The sequence below is a fragment of the uncultured Thalassolituus sp. genome (genome assembly GCF_950066645.1).
Taxonomy (GTDB): Bacteria; Pseudomonadota; Gammaproteobacteria; order Pseudomonadales; family Oceanobacteraceae; genus Thalassolituus.
Genome location: NZ_CATMFB010000004.1, coordinates 96,139 through 113,950, shown reverse-complemented (window position 1 = coordinate 113,950; position 17,812 = coordinate 96,139). Strand labels below are relative to the sequence as shown.

General features: G+C 54.5%; 15 protein-coding genes. 7 read left to right on the top strand and 8 right to left on the bottom strand.

Annotated features, from left to right (window positions below; all coding sequences use genetic code 11):
• Positions 1–9: 9 nt before the first annotated feature.
• From Q1L85_RS05060 to Q1L85_RS05050, 3 genes are read left to right on the top strand one after another with little or no spacing between them, the layout of a single operon-like run.
• Entirely contained in the window at positions 10–1,080 is a 1,071-nt protein-coding gene (locus Q1L85_RS05060) for a DUF2817 domain-containing protein (RefSeq protein ID WP_300432504.1), read from the top strand.
• A gap of 59 nt (positions 1,081–1,139) precedes the next feature.
• The gene (locus Q1L85_RS05055; RefSeq protein WP_300428664.1) at positions 1,140–1,847 is read left to right on the top strand and encodes a TorF family putative porin; all 708 of its coding nucleotides are present in this window, start codon (positions 1,140–1,142) and stop codon (positions 1,845–1,847) included.
• Positions 1,848–1,858: 11 nt separating this feature from the next.
• Positions 1,859–2,599 (top strand): alpha/beta fold hydrolase, encoded by a 741-nt coding sequence (locus Q1L85_RS05050; protein ID WP_300428663.1) that lies wholly within the window; start codon positions 1,859–1,861, stop codon positions 2,597–2,599.
• On the opposite strand, the gene Q1L85_RS05045 is transcribed toward Q1L85_RS05050, so the two are convergent.
• From Q1L85_RS05045 to Q1L85_RS05035, 3 genes are read right to left on the bottom strand one after another with little or no spacing between them, the layout of a single operon-like run.
• The gene (locus Q1L85_RS05045; RefSeq protein ID WP_300428662.1) at positions 2,584–3,054 is read right to left on the bottom strand and encodes a hypothetical protein; all 471 of its coding nucleotides are present in this window, start codon (positions 3,052–3,054) and stop codon (positions 2,584–2,586) included. The genes Q1L85_RS05050 and Q1L85_RS05045 overlap by 16 nt on opposite strands.
• A gap of 7 nt (positions 3,055–3,061) precedes the next feature.
• Complete coding sequence (gene rhlB / locus Q1L85_RS05040; protein WP_307726797.1) at positions 3,062–4,429, bottom strand: ATP-dependent RNA helicase RhlB; 1,368 nt, start codon at positions 4,427–4,429, stop codon at positions 3,062–3,064.
• Between the two features lie 13 nt (positions 4,430–4,442).
• On the bottom strand, positions 4,443–5,027 hold the full coding sequence (locus tag Q1L85_RS05035) for an elongation factor P hydroxylase (RefSeq protein ID WP_300427668.1): 585 nt from the start codon (positions 5,025–5,027) through the stop codon (positions 4,443–4,445).
• An 80-nt stretch (positions 5,028–5,107) separates the two neighbouring features.
• Between Q1L85_RS05035 and Q1L85_RS05030 the strand changes: the two genes are divergently transcribed.
• Together Q1L85_RS05030 and Q1L85_RS05025 are read left to right on the top strand one after the other, a co-directional pair.
• Positions 5,108–6,478 carry an MATE family efflux transporter gene (locus Q1L85_RS05030; RefSeq protein ID WP_300427667.1) on the top strand — a complete coding sequence of 457 codons (1,371 nt, stop codon included), beginning with the start codon at positions 5,108–5,110 and terminating at the stop codon, positions 6,476–6,478.
• On the top strand, positions 6,463–7,686 hold the full coding sequence (locus tag Q1L85_RS05025; RefSeq protein WP_300427666.1) for a TIGR03862 family flavoprotein: 1,224 nt from the start codon (positions 6,463–6,465) through the stop codon (positions 7,684–7,686). Before Q1L85_RS05030 ends, Q1L85_RS05025 begins: the two co-directional genes overlap by 16 nt.
• On the opposite strand, the gene Q1L85_RS05020 is transcribed toward Q1L85_RS05025, so the two are convergent.
• Together Q1L85_RS05020 and Q1L85_RS05015 are read right to left on the bottom strand one after the other, a co-directional pair.
• The gene (locus Q1L85_RS05020) at positions 7,678–8,664 is read right to left on the bottom strand and encodes an HD-GYP domain-containing protein (protein ID WP_300427665.1); all 987 of its coding nucleotides are present in this window, start codon (positions 8,662–8,664) and stop codon (positions 7,678–7,680) included. The genes Q1L85_RS05025 and Q1L85_RS05020 overlap by 9 nt on opposite strands.
• A gap of 1 nt (position 8,665) precedes the next feature.
• Positions 8,666–11,590, bottom strand: a complete 2,925-nt coding sequence (locus Q1L85_RS05015; protein ID WP_300427664.1) for an MHYT domain-containing protein — start codon at positions 11,588–11,590, stop codon at positions 8,666–8,668.
• Positions 11,591–11,775: 185 nt separating this feature from the next.
• On the opposite strand from Q1L85_RS05015, the gene Q1L85_RS05010 reads away from it, so the two are divergent.
• Entirely contained in the window at positions 11,776–12,366 is a 591-nt protein-coding gene (locus Q1L85_RS05010) for a DUF6436 domain-containing protein (RefSeq protein ID WP_300427663.1), read from the top strand.
• Positions 12,367–12,475: 109 nt separating this feature from the next.
• Positions 12,476–14,071 carry an aldehyde dehydrogenase family protein gene (locus Q1L85_RS05005; protein WP_300427662.1) on the top strand — a complete coding sequence of 532 codons (1,596 nt, stop codon included), beginning with the start codon at positions 12,476–12,478 and terminating at the stop codon, positions 14,069–14,071.
• A 68-nt stretch (positions 14,072–14,139) separates the two neighbouring features.
• On the opposite strand, the gene Q1L85_RS05000 is transcribed toward Q1L85_RS05005, so the two are convergent.
• The 3 genes from Q1L85_RS05000 to Q1L85_RS04990 all read right to left on the bottom strand — a co-directional run bounded on the left by Q1L85_RS05000 (position 14,140) and on the right by Q1L85_RS04990 (position 17,751).
• Positions 14,140–15,174 carry an NADP(H)-dependent aldo-keto reductase gene (locus Q1L85_RS05000; RefSeq protein WP_300427661.1) on the bottom strand — a complete coding sequence of 345 codons (1,035 nt, stop codon included), beginning with the start codon at positions 15,172–15,174 and terminating at the stop codon, positions 14,140–14,142.
• A 61-nt stretch (positions 15,175–15,235) separates the two neighbouring features.
• Positions 15,236–16,843 carry a methyl-accepting chemotaxis protein gene (locus tag Q1L85_RS04995; protein ID WP_300427659.1) on the bottom strand — a complete coding sequence of 536 codons (1,608 nt, stop codon included), beginning with the start codon at positions 16,841–16,843 and terminating at the stop codon, positions 15,236–15,238.
• 224 nt (positions 16,844–17,067) lie between these two features.
• Positions 17,068–17,751 (bottom strand): thioredoxin family protein, encoded by a 684-nt coding sequence (locus Q1L85_RS04990; RefSeq protein WP_300427658.1) that lies wholly within the window; start codon positions 17,749–17,751, stop codon positions 17,068–17,070.
• Positions 17,752–17,812 lie beyond the last annotated feature (61 nt).

Below are 17,812 nucleotides of genomic sequence, written 5' to 3'. Positions count from 1 at the left end.
CCACCTACTGTGATTCAACGTATTTCCCGTCTGAAAACAGCCCTCCCGGAACTGACCGAGCTGGAAAACCTGATCAGTGAAGGCAAGCAACACATGCGCATCCGGGTTCCGGCGCACATACAGCGACAAGGCGAACATCTGCCTTTTTATGTCATTGAAATGGGTAGCGTAAAACCTGACGCGCCAGTCCTTGCTGTTGTCGGCGGCGTTCATGGCGTCGAACGCATCGGCACTCAGGTCATACTTTCTTTTATGAAAAGTCTTATCCGCCGCCTGCATTGGGACCCGGTGGTAAAAGAGCAGCTGGAAAACATCCGGCTTCTGATGATCCCGATCGTTAATCCAGGCGGCATGGCCGAAAACAGCCGCTCTAACCTGAACGGTGTCGACCTGATGCGCAATGCGCCGGTCGAAGCCGAAGGGAATACCCCCTGGCTGGTGGGCGGCCACAGAATCAGTCGCTCACTGCCATGGTACCGGGGGCCTGCAGGGGCTCCGATGCAGACCGAAAGCCGCGCGCTCTGCGATGCCGTGCACCACGCCCTGAAAGACCAGAAGTTCTGTATCAGCATCGACTGCCACAGCGGCTTCGGAACCCGCGACCGCCTGTGGTTCCCTTACGCAAAAAGCACGAACCCATGGCCTGGCATCGGTGCAGCTCATACACTGACCGAGCTGTTTGAGCACAGCTATCCGCATCACGACCTCTACCTTTTTGAGCCCCAGGCACATAGCTACACTACCAGTGGCGACCTGTGGGATCACCTCTACGACAGCTACACGGCCGAACAGCCTGACGGGTGTTTTATTCCGATGACGTTGGAAATGGGGTCCTGGCTATGGGTAAAGAAAAATCCGCGGCACCTGTTCCGTTACCACAGTCTTTTTAACCCGATTCTTCCTCACCGGCATCAGAGAATTCTCCGGCGTCACCTGATTCTCTTTGATTTCCTGATGTCAGCCGCCAGGACAATGCCACAGTGGGCTCCACAGGGCGCCGCAGATAAGACGCTCGCGATGAACGCAGCGTTGCAGCGCTGGTACCCGGGGTACAGCGGAAATATTACAACAACCGTATAAAGGTGGTTCTGCTTCCGTTACACTTGCCTGCGTTTGTATCACAGCTAATCCGGTATCTCATGTCAGCTAAGCGTTCCGCTCTGTTTATCCTGCCAGCCCTGTTTTCAGCCACAACCGCCATTGCAGGTGTCACTGCCGACATCGGCGCTACATCTGAATTTGTTCGTGACGGGATCAGTCAGACCCGGGGCAAAGCGGCGTGGCAGGCCGGCATCACTGCGACCCACAATTCCGGCTTGTACCTCGGAACCTGGGGCAGCAATGTCGACCACAACAAAGACGACAGCATCCACTCGGAATGGGACGTGTATGGCGGGGTTAATCTGCCGTTATTCCGCCGCTGGTCAGCCGACCTGAGCCTGACTCGTTTCACCTTTCACGGTGATGCCGAACTGGACTACAGCGCCTACAACGAAGCGGCAGTCCGACTGCTCTGGGCAAGGAACTTTACGGCTGGATTCCGCAAGGCAGACGGATACATGGGCACTGAGTACGATCTCAACACAACTGAACTGGCCTGGACCTTTCAGACCAGTAGTTTTTCCATCGAACTCTACACCGCTAACCACCAGTTATCAGGTTCGGATGAGGACACCAACTTTGGCGGCGAAAACACCGACGATTACTGGCACTTCCGCACCAGCGTCGCCCGCTCATACAACCACTGGGATTACCGTCTGAGCGTTGATCGCACAAACCTGGGGAGCGAGTTTGATGCAGGTACGATCATGCAATTCAGCGTTCATCGTTACTTCAACCTCTGGTAAACACTCCTGAGATGAAGGCACCCGAGCAGCGCACACTGGTATTTCTGCGTGGACTGATACGAAGCCGCTTCCACTGGAACGGCTTCCCACAGCGGTTTTACGACGACTTCCGGGTCATTGAGCCTGAGCTGCCGGGCAATGGTTATCTGAGCCACCAGATTACCCCCACGACCATCCACGACATGATGTTGCAGGTCCGCCAGCAAGTCAGAGATCAGCACCAGGGCCCGGTGACTCTTATCGCCATTTCAATGGGTGCCATGATCGCGACTGAATGGGCCAGAACGTACCCGGATGAAGTCAGCGCCATGCACATGATCAACACCAGTCTGGCGAACATGTCACTCCCCTGGCAACGGATGGATGCCCCTTCTTTTCTGCGTTTATTGAGCTGCCTGGGTAACCGGGAGCGGTTGGAGAAAACCATCTTCAGAATGACCATCAACCGTGTCATTACCGAAGACGAGAAACGCCAGTGGCTGGAGTTTGCTCAGGCGCACCCCCTGCAATGGCGGAATATCTTTGTTCAACTGATCGCAGCCAGCCGCTATAAAGGGCCGGTTCATGCCCCTATCGAGAAAGTGTGGCTGTATAACGCCCGCGGGGACCGACTGGTGAAGGCGTGGTGCACAGAGCGCATTGCGCGCACCTGGAGTAAACCTCTGACCACACACGACAGCGCAGGACACGACCTGCCGGTAGACGACCCTGACTGGCTGGAGCACAGCCTCAGATGTCACCTGTCAGACTGATCAGCCTCTGTCTCGGCCTGCCATCGCCAGTTGCTACAGCCAAACTCACCAAGACAAAGCGGTGGGAATTCATCCTGCTGAATCAGAATAGTGTCACTCACGTCGTAGCCACGCGGAAACTCCAGAACACCAGATTCTGACAACATCAGAGGCATAGTTGCGATATCGGGGTAATAGCCGAGCAGACGCGTATCGTCGAAGACCATCAGATAATAGTGCTGAGTAAAGTCATCACCACGTACCCGTTCTAACCCGATCAGGGTGCGATGCCCGTTGGTACCAAAAAAGTAATACGACATCACATGATCAGTATCACTGCCCTCAAGCAATTCGGAGTCATGGGTTTTCAGCCACAACTCTGCGTCCTGAGGGGTGACGTTGCCGGCATAAGCCGGCAGGATGGCAACACCGAGCAGCGTCAGGTGAAATTTTATTTTTTTTATCAGTAACTGCATTGCAAACTCAGGGCTGTGTTAACTCCAGTTTTGTGCCCAGATATTTCTCAAGATCCGGAAGCACAAAGGCATCATCTTCAGAAACAAAACTTATAGAAACGCCTTTCGCGCCGGCACGCCCGGTCCGGCCGATACGGTGCACATAATCTTCCGGATCATCCGGCAGCGTGTAATTTATGACGTGGCTGACACCATCTACATGGATACCCCGACCAGCAACATCGGTCGCCACCATGATGTTTACACGGCCCTCACGGAAACGCTCCAGCGTGCGTATGCGCTTATCCTGACTGACCTCGCCCGACAGCAGTACTGCCACGTGCCCATTCTTATTCAGCTTGTCACACAGATTGCGTGTCAGGTCACGTCGGTTGGCGAAGATAATCAGGCGTTCAGGTTTCTCTTCTTTCAGCACCTTATCGAGCAGATTGTATTTTTCTGCTTCTGCGACAAGATAGAGCTTCTGATCCACCCGATCCGTTGTGACCTGCTCTGGCTCAATAACGACCTTGTGAGGATCACGAGTCCACTGATCAATGAGAATACGCACATCGTAATTGAAGGTTGCCGAATACAGCAGAGTCTGCCGTTCTTCTTTCGGAGGCGTTGCACGCACGATACGACGAACATCCGGGATAAAGCCCATATCCAGCATACGGTCGGCTTCGTCCAGAACCAGTACTTCAACCTGATCCAGAAAGACATCCTGACTGCGCATGAAGTCGATAAGACGCCCCGGTGTTGCCACCAGAATATCGACAACATGTTCACGCAACATTTTGCGCTGCGAGTCGTAGTTCATACCGCCGACGACGGTGACCACATTCAGGTCAGTAAACTTCGCCAACTCCACGGCATCTTTACCAATCTGCAGAGCCAGTTCACGCGTTGGAGCAACCACCAGGGCACGCGGCTCGCTCGCAAAGCGCTCTTCAGGCGAAGCCGTCAGCAGGCGATTCATGATGGTCAGCAGAAAGGCAGCAGTCTTACCTGTCCCTGTCTGTGCCTGACCGATGGTGTCCCTGCCGGTCAGCGCGGCCGGAAGACTCTCTGCCTGAATCGGCGAACAATACTGAAAGCCCAGAGCGTGGATGCCGCGCATCACTGAATCAGGCAATTGAAGATCATGAAAGCGGGTTTTCCCTTCTGCTACCTCAACCTGAAACTCGCTCAGCGACCAGGGAGTGTCTGCAGGATGTACCTTTTTCGGGGCAGAGTTTTTGTGAGACTGTCGGGGAGCAGCATGGGCCTGTGGCTGTTTCCGGGACTTGTTGCCTTTCTTCTTCTCATGTTGTTGAGCGTTTCTGGCCACTGGGGCCGACTTAGGCTGCGCGCTGGTTTCCGGCTTCCCGCGCTTAAACAGTTTCTTTAACAAACCCTGCTCCGTTTCAGATTCTTTCCGGCACAAACAGATGTGCACCAAATTCGTTATGGCGTTGATAATAATCTAACAGCGCACTTTTTAGTATCTCAGCCCGCTCTGGTAAGCCATTTTGCAGATAAATGTGTGCCTGTGCGTGGACTGCGTCACGAAAGCGCGCTCTGCCAGCCTCGACAGCCAACGGATCGCCATCCAGATTATCGGTGCTGATATGAAACCGTCGCCCACAGGCTTCGGAAAGTATCCATTCCAGCGCCTGAGGCTTCACCTCGACCTGCTCGAACTCACGCTGTCTGGATTCCGAGCGGCCATCGGGCTCGTACCAGTAGCCGAAATCCCGCAACAGCCTGCGCTCCGCGCCGGCGATACACCAGTGTGAAATCTCATGAAGTGCCGATTCGTAAAACCCATGAGCAAAGAGAATCCGATGATAACTGCAGCTATCATCCGCAGGCAGATATTCGGGCTCCGAATCGCCCGCGACCAGGCGAGTATTTTCCGTCGATAAAAACAGGTGATCAAACAGCCTTATCAGGTCCGCCACCTTAAGTGGCGCATCAGTCTGTTGTGTCTTGGCAGCTAATGAAGCCATGGATTTATCTGGTTCTCTCAGTCACTTGCAGGCAGAATGCGCGGTGTTTTATCAAGCATTCCGGCGCAGACACTAACTCCATGTCGTTCAAAGCTCAAGAAGCAAAAGCCATTGGCAGACTTACCTTACCTATCCTAGCGACCCAGCTGGCGCAGGTAGGCATGGGCACCATAGATACCCTGATGTCAGGTTATGTGAGCACTCAGGATCTGGCGGCCGTCGCCATCGGCAGTGCCGTATGGACGCCGATATGGTTGTTTCTTGCGGGCATTCTCGTGGCACTCTCGCCTGCCGTCGCGCGACTCAGCGGCGAGCATCAGACAGAAGCGCGGGAACGTCTGCTCGGTTCTGGGCTGAGCCTGGGCCTGATCTCCGGCTGTGTATTTGGCGCCATAACGGCCGCTATTGCCCTGGCAATACCCACCTTTGTCGACGATCAGCATACCGCCTACGTTGCGAGCCGCTATCTGCTGGCCATCGCACTGGCCATGCCAGTCTCAGGTATCTTTCTGGCACTGCGCTTCTATGCAGAAGCGCTCGGTGACGCCACGCACGTCACCCGCATAATGATTGCGGGGCTGGTTCTCAATGTGCCAGTCAACGCGGTGCTTATCTACGGCTGGTTCGGTCTGCCCGAACTTGGTGGTATCGGCTGCGGCATCGGCAGTGGTCTGGTGGTACTTTTTATGTCACTGGCCCTGTATCTGAATACCAGAAAACATCGCGGCGGGCCCAACTTCAGATTGTTGCGTAGCCTGCGCAGAAGCCGCGTTGGCGAGATTAACACCCTCGCGAAGGTCGGCCTGCCGATTGGCGTGGCGATCTTCTTCGAGGTAAGTCTGTTCACCGTCATTGCGCTATTCCTGACCGACCTGGGGCCAGTCGTTGTCGCCGGCCACCAGGTGGCCCTGAACGTATCGTCAGTCACCTTTATGTTGCCACTCAGCCTGGGCATGGCTTTAACCGTCCGTGTCGGCTATCACCTCGGGCGCGGTGATAATCGCGCTGCGGCCACCACATCGTGGCTGGGAGTGGGCCTTAACCTCGCACTTGCATTGTTCAACGCGACACTGATTCTCTCTGGTGCTGGGTTTATTGCCGGCCTCTATAGCCCGGACCCGGAAGTTGTGGCGATCGGCACCGCATTGCTGATGTACGCGGCTCTGTTTCAGATTTCCGATGCGATACAGATTGCTACGGCGGGCTCTCTGCGCGGTTATGAAGACACTTTTGCCGTCATGGTGATTACCTTTTTCGCGTACTGGGTAATCGGCTTTGGTTCAGGCTGGTATCTTGCTTATGAACACAGCAGTCCCATGGGCGCTGCCGGCTTCTGGATAGGCCTGATTGCCGGCCTCTCTTTTGCCGCTGCCGCTCTTCTCTGGCGCCTCAGGGTAATAAGCCGGCTGCATATACACCGGGAGAAAGAGGCACCATGCGCGCAATCGTAATCGGCGGTGGCCCTGCGGGCCTGATCGCGGCCGAACAGCTCTCTTCGGCCGGTATCAAAACGGATATTTTCGATGCCATGCCCAGCGTCGCGAGAAAGTTTCTGCTGGCAGGCATCGGAGGGATGAACATAACTCATTCCGAGCCTTACGCAGATTTTGTGCTGCGCTACCGCGAAGCCAGTGACTGGCTACGCCCGATTCTCGACGATTTCACGCCGGATATGCTCAGAAGCTGGATTCACGACCTTGGCGTTGAAACCTTTGTCGGTACCTCCGGCCGCGTATTCCCGAAAGAAATGAAAGCCGCCCCCTTGTTGCGCGCCTGGAAGCACCGCCTGACCCGCGCAGGTGTGACCTTCCATCCCCGTCATCGCTGGCAGGGATGGAACAGCAAAGGCGAGCTGGTTATCGCCGGACCAGACGGTGAGCAGTGTCTGAAAGCAGAAGCAACCGCCTTTGCACTCGGCGGGGCGAGCTGGTCCAAACTGGGCTCGGATGGCGCCTGGACAAAGGCCTTCATTCAACGGGGGATTGCAGTCAATCCATTACGCCCAAGTAACTGTGGGTTCACCGCGCACTGGAGTGAATTTCTTCAGGCCAACCACGGGGGCACCCCACTTAAGCAGGTAGCAATTTCGGTGACAGGGGCAGATGGCACTCCCTTCCGCCGGACAGGCGAATGTATTGTCAGCAGCTACGGACTGGAAGGCAGCCTGGTCTACGCCTGCAGTGCCCTTCTGCGCGATCTCCTGCTACAGAACAAATCTGGGCCACACCTGCATATCGACTGGCTGCCCAACCTCAATGGCGAGGCTGTCCTGAGTACTTTGCAAGCCGCTCGCAAGGGGGAAACCTTCAGCAACCTGCTGCGCAAAAAATTCCGCCTGCCAGGCATCACTAACGCCCTGTTGCGGGAATGCCTGCCCGATCTTGATCGCACGGATAAAGTCGCTGTCACCCGCGCGCTGAAGAACATGCCGGTGACCCTGACGGGGACGCGCCCGATGGATGAAGCCATCAGCTGTTCGGGTGGCATTGACCGTGACGAAATAAACGGTGATCTGATGCTGACAAAGATGCCGGGAGTATTTGTCGCGGGCGAAATGCTGGATTGGGAGGCGCCAACCGGTGGCTACCTCCTGACCGCCTGCTTCGCTACCGGGAAGCGCGCAGGAATGGGGGCCGTCAGGTATCTTGAGTCACTCTGACTCTTCCGGTTCCTGCCAACGCTCTTTAATTTTCAGAATGTCAGGAAGACACTGATCGAAGGCCTCTACCACCTCCGGGTCGAAATGCTCACCACGGCTGTCATGAATGTATTCGCAGGCCTCTTCGACCGACCAGGCGCGCTTGTATGGCCGCTCACTGGTCAAAGCATCAAATACATCGGCAAGCGCGACAATGCGTGCTTCGAGTGGAATGTCTTTTCCTGAAAGACGCTCAGGGTAACCACTGCCGTTCCACTTTTCGTGATGATACAGGGCGACGTTCTTTGCCATCACCATCAGTTCTGCAGTGCTGTTGCCCAGAATTTCCGCACCGATACGGGGGTGAGTTTTCATCACGTCAAACTCATCGTCCGTCAACTTACCCGGCTTCAGCATAATGGCATCAGGAATGCCAATTTTTCCGATGTCGTGCATCGGCGCGGCGTGAAGCAACTTTTCACACCACCGTTCGTTTTTTCCCATAGCCTGTGCGATCAATTGCGAATAATGACTCATGCGCATGACATGGTGGCCAGTTTCATTATCTTTGTACTCAGCAGCACGACCAAGACGTTGAATAATCTCTAAGCGGGTACGCTGAAGCTCGTCCACCCGGACCAGAGAAAGATGATTTTTTACGCGGGCTTTTACGATGGCCGTACTGATGGGTTTGGTAATGTAGTCAACGGCACCACATTCCAGCCCGACTTCTTCATCAGCTTCGTCCTGTAAGGCGGTCACAAAGATCACCGGTACAGCGGCCAGCTGAGCGTCCTGTTTCAGACGCCGGCATACTTCGAAACCATCCATTTCTGGCATCATGACATCAAGAAGAATCAGATCAGGCTGGCGTTCACTGGCAAGAGCAAGTGCCTCTTTGCCGCTTTTGGCAAACAACAGGTCATAAGTTCCCTGCAATGCAACCCTCAGCACTTTCAGGTTATTGACCTCATCATCCACACAGAGAATCAATGCCATATCAGGCCTCCGCTGTTGTTACTTCAAGTACAGAAACCAACGCACTGACCTTGCCAGCGGCATCATCGAATTCAAAATCATTCACTGCCGTCACTATGTCCAACACCTCTTTTCCGTGTTTACCGGTGTACGCCTGAAGCTGGTCGAGTACGTCATCGTCGTAATCATGATCCGACAAGGTGCCTGCCAGCTTTTTCAGCAGACCAAGAAGATCTCCGGAGGACTCCGTACATACGGACTCACGGTTCTGCCCAACGTGCGATTTGCACACACTCATAATCATAGGCCAGCGGTCACGTAGCTGCTCTGCAGCCTTCATTGCTGCGTCGCCGTCCTGCCGACGGCAGGCCTGCTCAATCTCACCACAACTGTGCCTTACCGGATTGACGGCGAGATTCGCAGCCACCCCTTTAACGGCATGAGCGAGATGCTGAACTTCCTGAAGGTTGTTTAACTGAAGCAGCACACCCATACGCGAAGGCAGGTCACCATAGCGCTGAATAAAGTCCTGTAACTGAGTCGCGTAAAGTCCCATCTGCCCCCAGATTTTCAGTCCCTTCGCAACATCCAGCACCTGATCATCCGTCACATGTTCATCAGCAACTGGCGACGGCGCACTGACCCGGATGTTGAGTACTCTTGCCATTTCCGAGACAAGCAGAGCGAAATCCACTGGTTTTGTTGCGAAACCCTGCATGCCTGCAGCGGCGGCATCGCGCTTATCCTCTTCCATCACGCTGGCAGTCAGGGCGACCACCGGACAAGGGTTCATTCCTTCCCGCTCTTCCCAGGCACGAATTTCGCGGCAGGCTGACAAGCCGTCCATCTCAGGCATATGAACATCCATCAGGACAATATCTGGCTTGAGGGTTTTGTAGATTTCGAGCGCTTCCCGTCCGTTGGTCGCGATAGTGACCTGATGCCCGGTAGCACCCAGACGTACCTTCAGGAGATCGGTATTCTGTGGAATATCGTCTGCCACAAGCACATTAAGCGGCGGAAGTGTAGGTATGTCATGGCGGTTTTTCGATTCAGTGAACTTGCCCTCTTTAAGCGGCAGGGTAAACCAGAAACAACTGCCCTTCCCAGGCTCACTGGTCACACCGATCTCGCCCCCCATAAGCTCGACCAGCTGCTGGCTGATTGTCGTCCCCAGACCGGTACCACCGTAACGACGACTGATCGAATCGTCTTCCTGGGTGAATGCATCGAAAATCAGCGGCAGACGTTCTGGTGAGATACCTATCCCGGTATCCATCACTTCAAATCTGAGAAGACCATCAAAGGTTTGGGAGACGCTGGTGGTCACCCCGCCTTTTTCAGTGAATTTAATCGCATTGCCGACCAGATTTGTCAGCACCTGCCCCAGTCGACTGGGATCACCCACAAAAAACTCTGGCAGGTCAGGGTCCAGATTTACCGCCAGAGACAACTCCTTCTTGCGCGCCTGCACCCAGAGAGTCGACGTCACCAGATCCAGTGTTTCTGGCAGAGAGAAGTCGACACTTTCCAGGCCCACTTTGCCCTTCTCAAGCTTGGCACTGTCGAGAATATCGTTAAGAAGGTGAAGCAGAGAGACCGCGGAAGAGTGAATCGTGTTTACATGCCTGCGCTGGTCCGAAGACATTTCTGAGTCCAGCAGGTGATCACTGAACCCGATAATGGCATTCATCGGAGTACGGATTTCGTGACTCATATTGGCCAGGAATGCTGTGCGCGCTGCTGCGGCGGCTTCGGCTTTATCCTTAGCTTCGATCAAGGCAGTTTCGAGGGCTTTCCGCTCTGAAACATCCGTCAGAAAACCGATAAACATATCACCGTCAGGCAGTTCTGCATGTCCAATTGCCAGTCTGACGTGCACCACCTGACCGTCCTTACGTACGACCGTAGTGTCGTGCCCCTGACCCACAAACTTTGAATGACGGGATGACAGATACTCAGCCAGCGAAATATCCCTGTCTCCGACATCAAACTTGTCCGGCATCAGGCGTAATGCCTGCTCGCCGATCAGCTCTGCAGCCGGGTAACCAAACATGTTTTCTATCGCTGAATTCACACTGACAATCGTGCCTGAGGCATTAATAATCACGATGCCGTCTACGGCAGTGTCCATCAGGGCAACCATACGCTGAGCATTCACAGTCGCCCGCCGATGGGCGTCACGGTATTTGAGCAGCAGATTAATCACGATCACGGATGCCGTGACAGCAAAGGTGATGACGACAATAATCCCTGTCATCAACAACGAGATCAGCCCATCATCTGCATGCGGTACAAAATCTTCCGGCGGGATAAACCGTGCGGCCGACATGCCCATATAGTGCATACCGGATATGGCAGCCCCCATGACCATGGAGGCAATAAAAGTTCGGCGCGTATCGGAAATATCATAACGGCGCAGACTGAAACGTACCCACAAAGCCAGCATCGCAAGTAACACAGCAACCACGATGGAACCCAGGAACATCAGTGGGTCATAGCGCAGGGTGGCTTCCATTTTCATGGCGAGCATACCGGTGTAGTGCATACTGCCTATACCAGCGCCAACCAATACACCACCGCCGATCAGCTGTGAGCGTCGGACACTTCTCCGCCCGATCAGATCCAGCGCAACCCAGGACGCAGCGACGCTGGGGATCATAGACATGGCGGTAACTACCGGATCGTAAGACACCCGGGTCCCGATGGAGAAGGCCAGCATACCGATGAAATGCATAGACCAGATCCCACACCCCAGTGCCAGACTGCCACTGAACAGCATCGCCCGCTTGAGTGCAGACTGACGAATCCCTGTCGCAAGTGCCGTCACCTGCAGTGCCATTGCCGAGGAGAATACCGCGATAAGGAAAGACACAGCGACCAAGGCGGGGTCATACACTCCATGAATGACATCTACCGCATCAGTGAAAACAAAAAAAGACGTCATAAATGGCCCGGTGAGACTACTGAAAGAGGCCAGCGCCAACAAAGCGGCTAAACTGACATACAACTAAATAACAGATTAGTAGAGATGACAGTTTCCGCCACCGAACCCTCACTAGCGACAAACGCCTGGCAGTGCATTAGTGACATTTTATCGTCGGCACACCTGTGCCCAGGGTGGCAGCTGCCATGAGTAATGCCCGTGCACTTCTTCTCATCGTCGTTGTCTGTGTTGTCTCTGTGGGCATGGTCTTCAGTCTTCTGTCTAACTTCGGGCGCGTCGCAATCCCTTTTATTCCGGAGCATGCAGACGCCACAGCGGACACCTCCATCCTTCGTCTGTACAGCCCGTTCGACAATGGCACCGGTAAAATAGAGGTCATCCACTTTTATCTTCCCGATTGCGACTGCAACCAGCAAAGCGCCCGCCACATCGATTCATTAATAACCCAGGCAGAACAGGATGTTTCACACAGAATTGCTATTCCAGCGGGAGCTGGCGACATTGCTTTCAGCTGGGTACGCGCCCGTTATCCTGACACTGACATCAGAGAGACACTGTTGAATCCAGTCTCAGCTCCTTCACTGGCGATTTATGACAAGCAGGGGCAACTGCGGTACTTCGGCCCCTATGGCACAGGTCCGGCCTGCATCCAACCGTCGCCAGACTATTTCCCTCAGATCATCGAAGCGATTCGCAATGGCACTTTCAACGGTCGCCTGATTAACACCGGCGTGAGTGGCTGTTTCTGTCGCTGGCCTCCTGCAAAGCGCCCCTGAAAGCAGAGCCAGCCTTGGCCGATTAGCACGTTATCCTGCCGCAGGCCCTGTGTTACCATGTCGCGCAATTAACGCGGTACGCTCCACTAAATAACAACAGGTACTCAGCATGAACGTTGCCAACACTGAAGTTGCATACGAGGTCAGCACCAACCCAGCGACCCTGGAAGAAATTGGTCGCCTGCCCCTGACAACTGAAGCCGAATTCGAACGCATCTTTGAGGCCGCCCGCAAGGCACAGAAGGCCTGGGCCCAGGTTTCCTACAAAGAACGCGCCAGCTACATCCTCAAAATGGCTGATTACATTCGTGATCATGCCGATGAACTCGCAGACATCATCAGTCAGGACAACGGCAAACTTAAGATTGATGCACTGAACACTGAGATCATCCCCTCAATCATGAGCTGCACCTGGTACGCTAAAAACGCGCCTAAGGTACTCAAAGACGAGCTGCTGCCTCCGCCTTCACTGTTATTTTTCAACAAGTGGTCGAAGCGGATCTATCAACCCATCGGCACCCTCGGCATTATCAGCCCATGGAACTACCCTTTCAGCATTCCCTTCGGCGAGCTGGTGATGGGCCTGATGGCGGGTAATGCCGTCGTCCTGAAAGTAGCAGCGCAGACACCTATGGTCGGCGCAGCGATTGAGCGCGTTGTAAAATCATCTGGCCTGCCAGACGGCCTGTTCGCGCACATTGTTGGTTCCGGGTCGAAAGTACTGGAAGGCATGTTGTCTAACGGTGCAAACAAGATCTTCTTCACTGGTTCTACCTACGCCGGTAAACAGGTAATGAAGTCCTGTGCAGAATACCTGGTGCCCTGCAGTCTTGAACTGGGTGGGAATGATGCCATGGTTGTTCTGGATGATGCGCCGATTGAACGTGCAGTCAATGGTGGCATGTGGGCCGCTTATCAGAATGCCGGTCAGTCCTGTGGTGGTGTGAAGCGCGTGTATGTCCACGAAAAGGTCTACGACGAATTCGTCGCGATGGCCATCGCTAAAACCCGCGCCCTGCGCCATGGTGTGAACGGCTACGATACCGACCTGGGCTCAGTCACCACTGAGAAACAGTTCCAGACACTGGAAAAGGAACTTCAGACCGCGCTGGATAACGGTGCAACCATCGCTGCGCAGTCGACACCGGTTGGCGAACAGAAAGGCTACTTCTTCCCGGCCACTCTGCTGACAGACGTCACAGCTGACATGGAATTCATCAAAGAAGAGATCTTCGGTCCTCTGATGCCAATCGTGAAAGTGTCTTCTGAAGAAGAAGCGATCGAGCTGGCGAACCAGTCACAGTATGGACTTTCCGCATCTGTGTGGACCCGCAACAACGCCCGTGGTGAACGCGTTGCCCGCCGCCTCGAGGCGGGCGCAGTGACCGTAAACGATCATCTTTATTCGCACGGCATCTGCAACACCGAATGGGGTGGCCCGAAAGAATCTGGTATCGGCCGCACCCACGGTGCTCTTGGCCTCAAAGAAGTGGCCGAATCCAAGATCATCAACTGGGACCTACTGCCTGGGCTGAGCAAGAATAACGCCTGGTGGTTCCCGTTCGACGAGGGCATCTATAACAACATGCTGAAACTGACTGCGTACGCCAAACCGAAGTCAGCATTTCAGTGGCTGATGCTCAACACGTTCGTGGTACCGAAAGTTGTTGCCCGGATGCTGAGCAGCTGGAAAGTGAAAGACTGATCCGCGCTGAAGTACCTTGATAGAAAGAGCCCCGCACTGCGGGGCTTTTCTTTTTCTGCGGTGTTACGTCAAGGGCACGGGTTAGAAATTGCCCGATGAACCTTCTCAACGGCTTCCATAATATCACTGCTTAGCCGGACATCGACGGAGCTGAGGTTTTCCTGGAGCTGAGCTTCCGTTGTCGCTCCAATGATATTTGAGGTGACAAAGGATCTCTGATTCACAAATGCGAGAGCCAGCTGTGCCGGACTGATACCCGCCGACTCTGCAATTCCGGCATACGCGGCAGTTGCCTGCTCTGCCAGGTCACCCGTATATCGACTGAAGCGCGAAAACAGAGTCAATCGCGCCTTCTCAGGTCTGCGGTTCTGCAAATACTTGCCACTGAGAACACCGAATGCGAGTGGAGAGTAGGCAAGAAGCCCACATTGCTCTCTGTGAGACACCTCAGCCAGCCCGACTTCGTAAGACCGGTTAAGCAGATTATAGGGATTCTGAATACTGACGGGGCGCGGCATTCCAAGCTGGTCCGCCAGCGCTATCACCTTCATCGTTCCCCAGGCGGTTTCGTTGGACAACCCATAGTGTCTGATCGTCCCGGCCTGTAGATGTTTGTTGAGTGCCAGCAGGGTTTCCTCCAGAGGTACGCCCTCTCTTGTCTCGTGTTCATAACCAAGTCGGCCGAAGAAGTTAGTCGGCCGGGATGGCCAGTGCAGCTGGTAGAGATCAATGTAATCGGTTCTGAGGCGTTCGAGGCTTCCAGCCAGAGCCTGATCAATATGACCGGCAGAGAGATCAGGGCCGTTGCGGATATGTGTCATCCAGTCACCGGGACCCGTAACTTTGGTGGCGATGATCAGCTTATCCCGCCGTCCACCCGCACTCAGCCAGCTACCAAGACAGGATTCTGTGCGCCCCTGAGTTTCAGCTTTCGGTGGCACCGGGTACATTTCTGCGGTATCGATAAAGTTAATACCGGCGTCCACGGCCATGTCGAGCTGCCGATGAGCTTCGGCTTCGCTGTTCTGCTCCCCCCAGGTCATAGTGCCCAGACACAGCTCACTGACCTGAATATCTGTATTACCTAACTGATTCTTGCGCATAACGACTCCTGATAACGTGGAGAAAACATTATCAGGAGTGGAATCCTGCGACCAGATTCGATTAGCGACTCACGCGGAACACACTGAGCTGACGGGTCAGATCGTCTGCCAGCTGATTCATCCGTGCGTTGACCGATTGCAGCTGATCAGAGGCAGTTTTATTTCCATCCGCAGACTGAGCAACGCCAGCCAGATTCTGATTCATTTCTCCGGCGACCTGCTCCTGCTGCGTCACACTGGCGGCAACCTGCAGATTCAGATCCTTCACCTCCGACATGCGCTGAGAGATATCGGCCAATTGCGTTTTCGCGGTATCGACTTCCTCCGCACATCCCTTCGTTTCTTCGGCGCTCGTTTTCATGGCAATCACCGACTGCGAAGCGACCTGAGTAATCGTATCGATCACCTCTTTAATCTCATTGGTAGCCACCCCGGTACGCTGCGCGAGCGTTCGCACTTCATCCGCCACGACGGCAAAGCCACGACCAGACTCACCGGCGCGTGCCGCTTCGATGGCAGCATTAAGAGCAAGCAGATTCGTCTGCTCTGAAATACTGGCGATAACTTCCGCAACGCTCGAAATCTGCTCTGCGGAAGCGTTCATCTGAGTAATAGACACCGCCGCACTTTCCAGTTGTTCGAGAACGCGGTGAACCCGGTTACGTACACTGCCAACCGACTGTTCGCCATACGATGCTGACTCTGTCACATCCGACATTTTCTGTGCAGCTTCCCTGGCGATTTGCGCCATCACCTGGCTGGTCTGAACCATTTCTGTCATTGCGACAGACAACTGATCCAGTTCAGCATACTGCGACTTTGAACCTGCCCGAACCACAGTAACAGCCTGATCCAGCTCGCCGGCCGCATGGTCTAACTCTTCGCCATCCCGGTGAATACTGCCGAGAAGAGCCGCGATCTTTTCACGCATGCTGTTCATTTCAGAAGCCAGGTGATCGAACTCCAACGTACTGGACCCCACACATTCAACCGACAGATCACCCTCAGCCAGGCGTCCCATTGCCTGCTCCAGCCGCTTAATCGGTCGATGAACTGAATTCACAAAATACATAGTGCAGAGGACCATCAGTCCGAGCCAGATTGCCAGAATGACCGCCATTCGGCCGGCCCGGGCCATCACCGCCGCGGCAACATCATCAAGGTACACCCCTGTGCCGATAATCAGGTCAGTACCGGGCACAGCACTTACCGCCGAGACTTTCGGAACGGGGTCACTCATACCGGGGCGAGGCCATTGATAATCGACAAAGCCGGTCGCCCCCTGCTCCGCCACCTTCTTCATTTCTCTGAACAGATATAAACCGTCGGGGTCCTGAGAGCCTGACACCGACTGGCCATTCAGTTCGGGTTTAAAGGGGTGCATGACCATATAGAGGTCAGTATCAAGAACGAAATAGTACTCCTGCCCCTGATAGCGGGTCTCAGACAAAGCATGCAGAAAATCATCACGCGAGCCACCAGCGGAGGACCATGACGCCATCTGGGTCGCCATAGACTCCACAAGATTACTCAGCTGCTCACGCTTCTCGGTGATCAGCTGACTGCGATAACTGAACAGGTCGGCGACAAGAAAGAGAACACCTGTCAGAAAAATAATGGACATTACCACCGCCATTCGCTGACGGACACTCATCTGATACCCCGACATTTCCCCCTCCAGGAATTAGAGAATACTCAACTGAAATGCGCCACATCCGAAAACCAGGGCAGGTTTCGCCTAACGCGCAGATCCCTGAAGAATGAGAATAGACGGCAATTTCTGACTGAGAATCACTCTTATCCCAACAGGCCTAAATAGACAGAGTGAGTGCCGCTTTGTCGGAATTGAAGGGGCTTTTTCAAAGTAAAATCTGAAAATAGATAACGGTATAATTAATTGGATTTCAAAGCCCTGCGCCACAAGTGAGCAATCCGGCGATCCGGGAACAGATCAATCAGGGTAATCAGAAATGGTCGTCTGCCAGACAGGTCTGCAGACATCGGGAGTTCACTCAGAGCATCATCGACCAGAGTCTGGGCGCGCACCAGATCTGCCGACAAAAGAGCCGAGAGGTAGCTGTCGCGGAGGTCACACAAAGCCTCGGGGCATTCCAGCAGATGCAGGTTCAGCATCCCCTTCAGACGCTGATATTCAGGTGCCCTCGCCGCTTCGTCACTCAGAGAGTCCAGCATGTTCCGCGCATCATCCCAACGGCCCATCTCCATCATCTGCCTGATGGATTCGCCCGCAGCTGGCTCCCCCGAGTCGAGTTGGCGCAACAGTGTATTGAGTGCGTCGCGTGTGATAAGCCCCCGAACCTCACTGACCAGAGAGCCTTTGAGGTAGAAGCGTGATACGGGAGCACTGTGTATCCCCTCCTGCCCGGCCCATTCAGGGGCACCCTCCACCGCCAGCGTGTAAAGCGCCCAACGATTCAGCAACCCGGTGCTTTCATTGTCATAGAGCTGCCTCACTGCCTTACATGGAGCGCAATGGGCAGATGTCACCAACAACAGCAGCCCCTCCGGGGAGTCACTGACCGCACTGGATAACAATGCTGGAGTTATTTCTTTCATGCTGGAGAGCTTACATCCGTGGCGTAGGTCGCTATCATACTCTTTTTGATTTATGACGCCG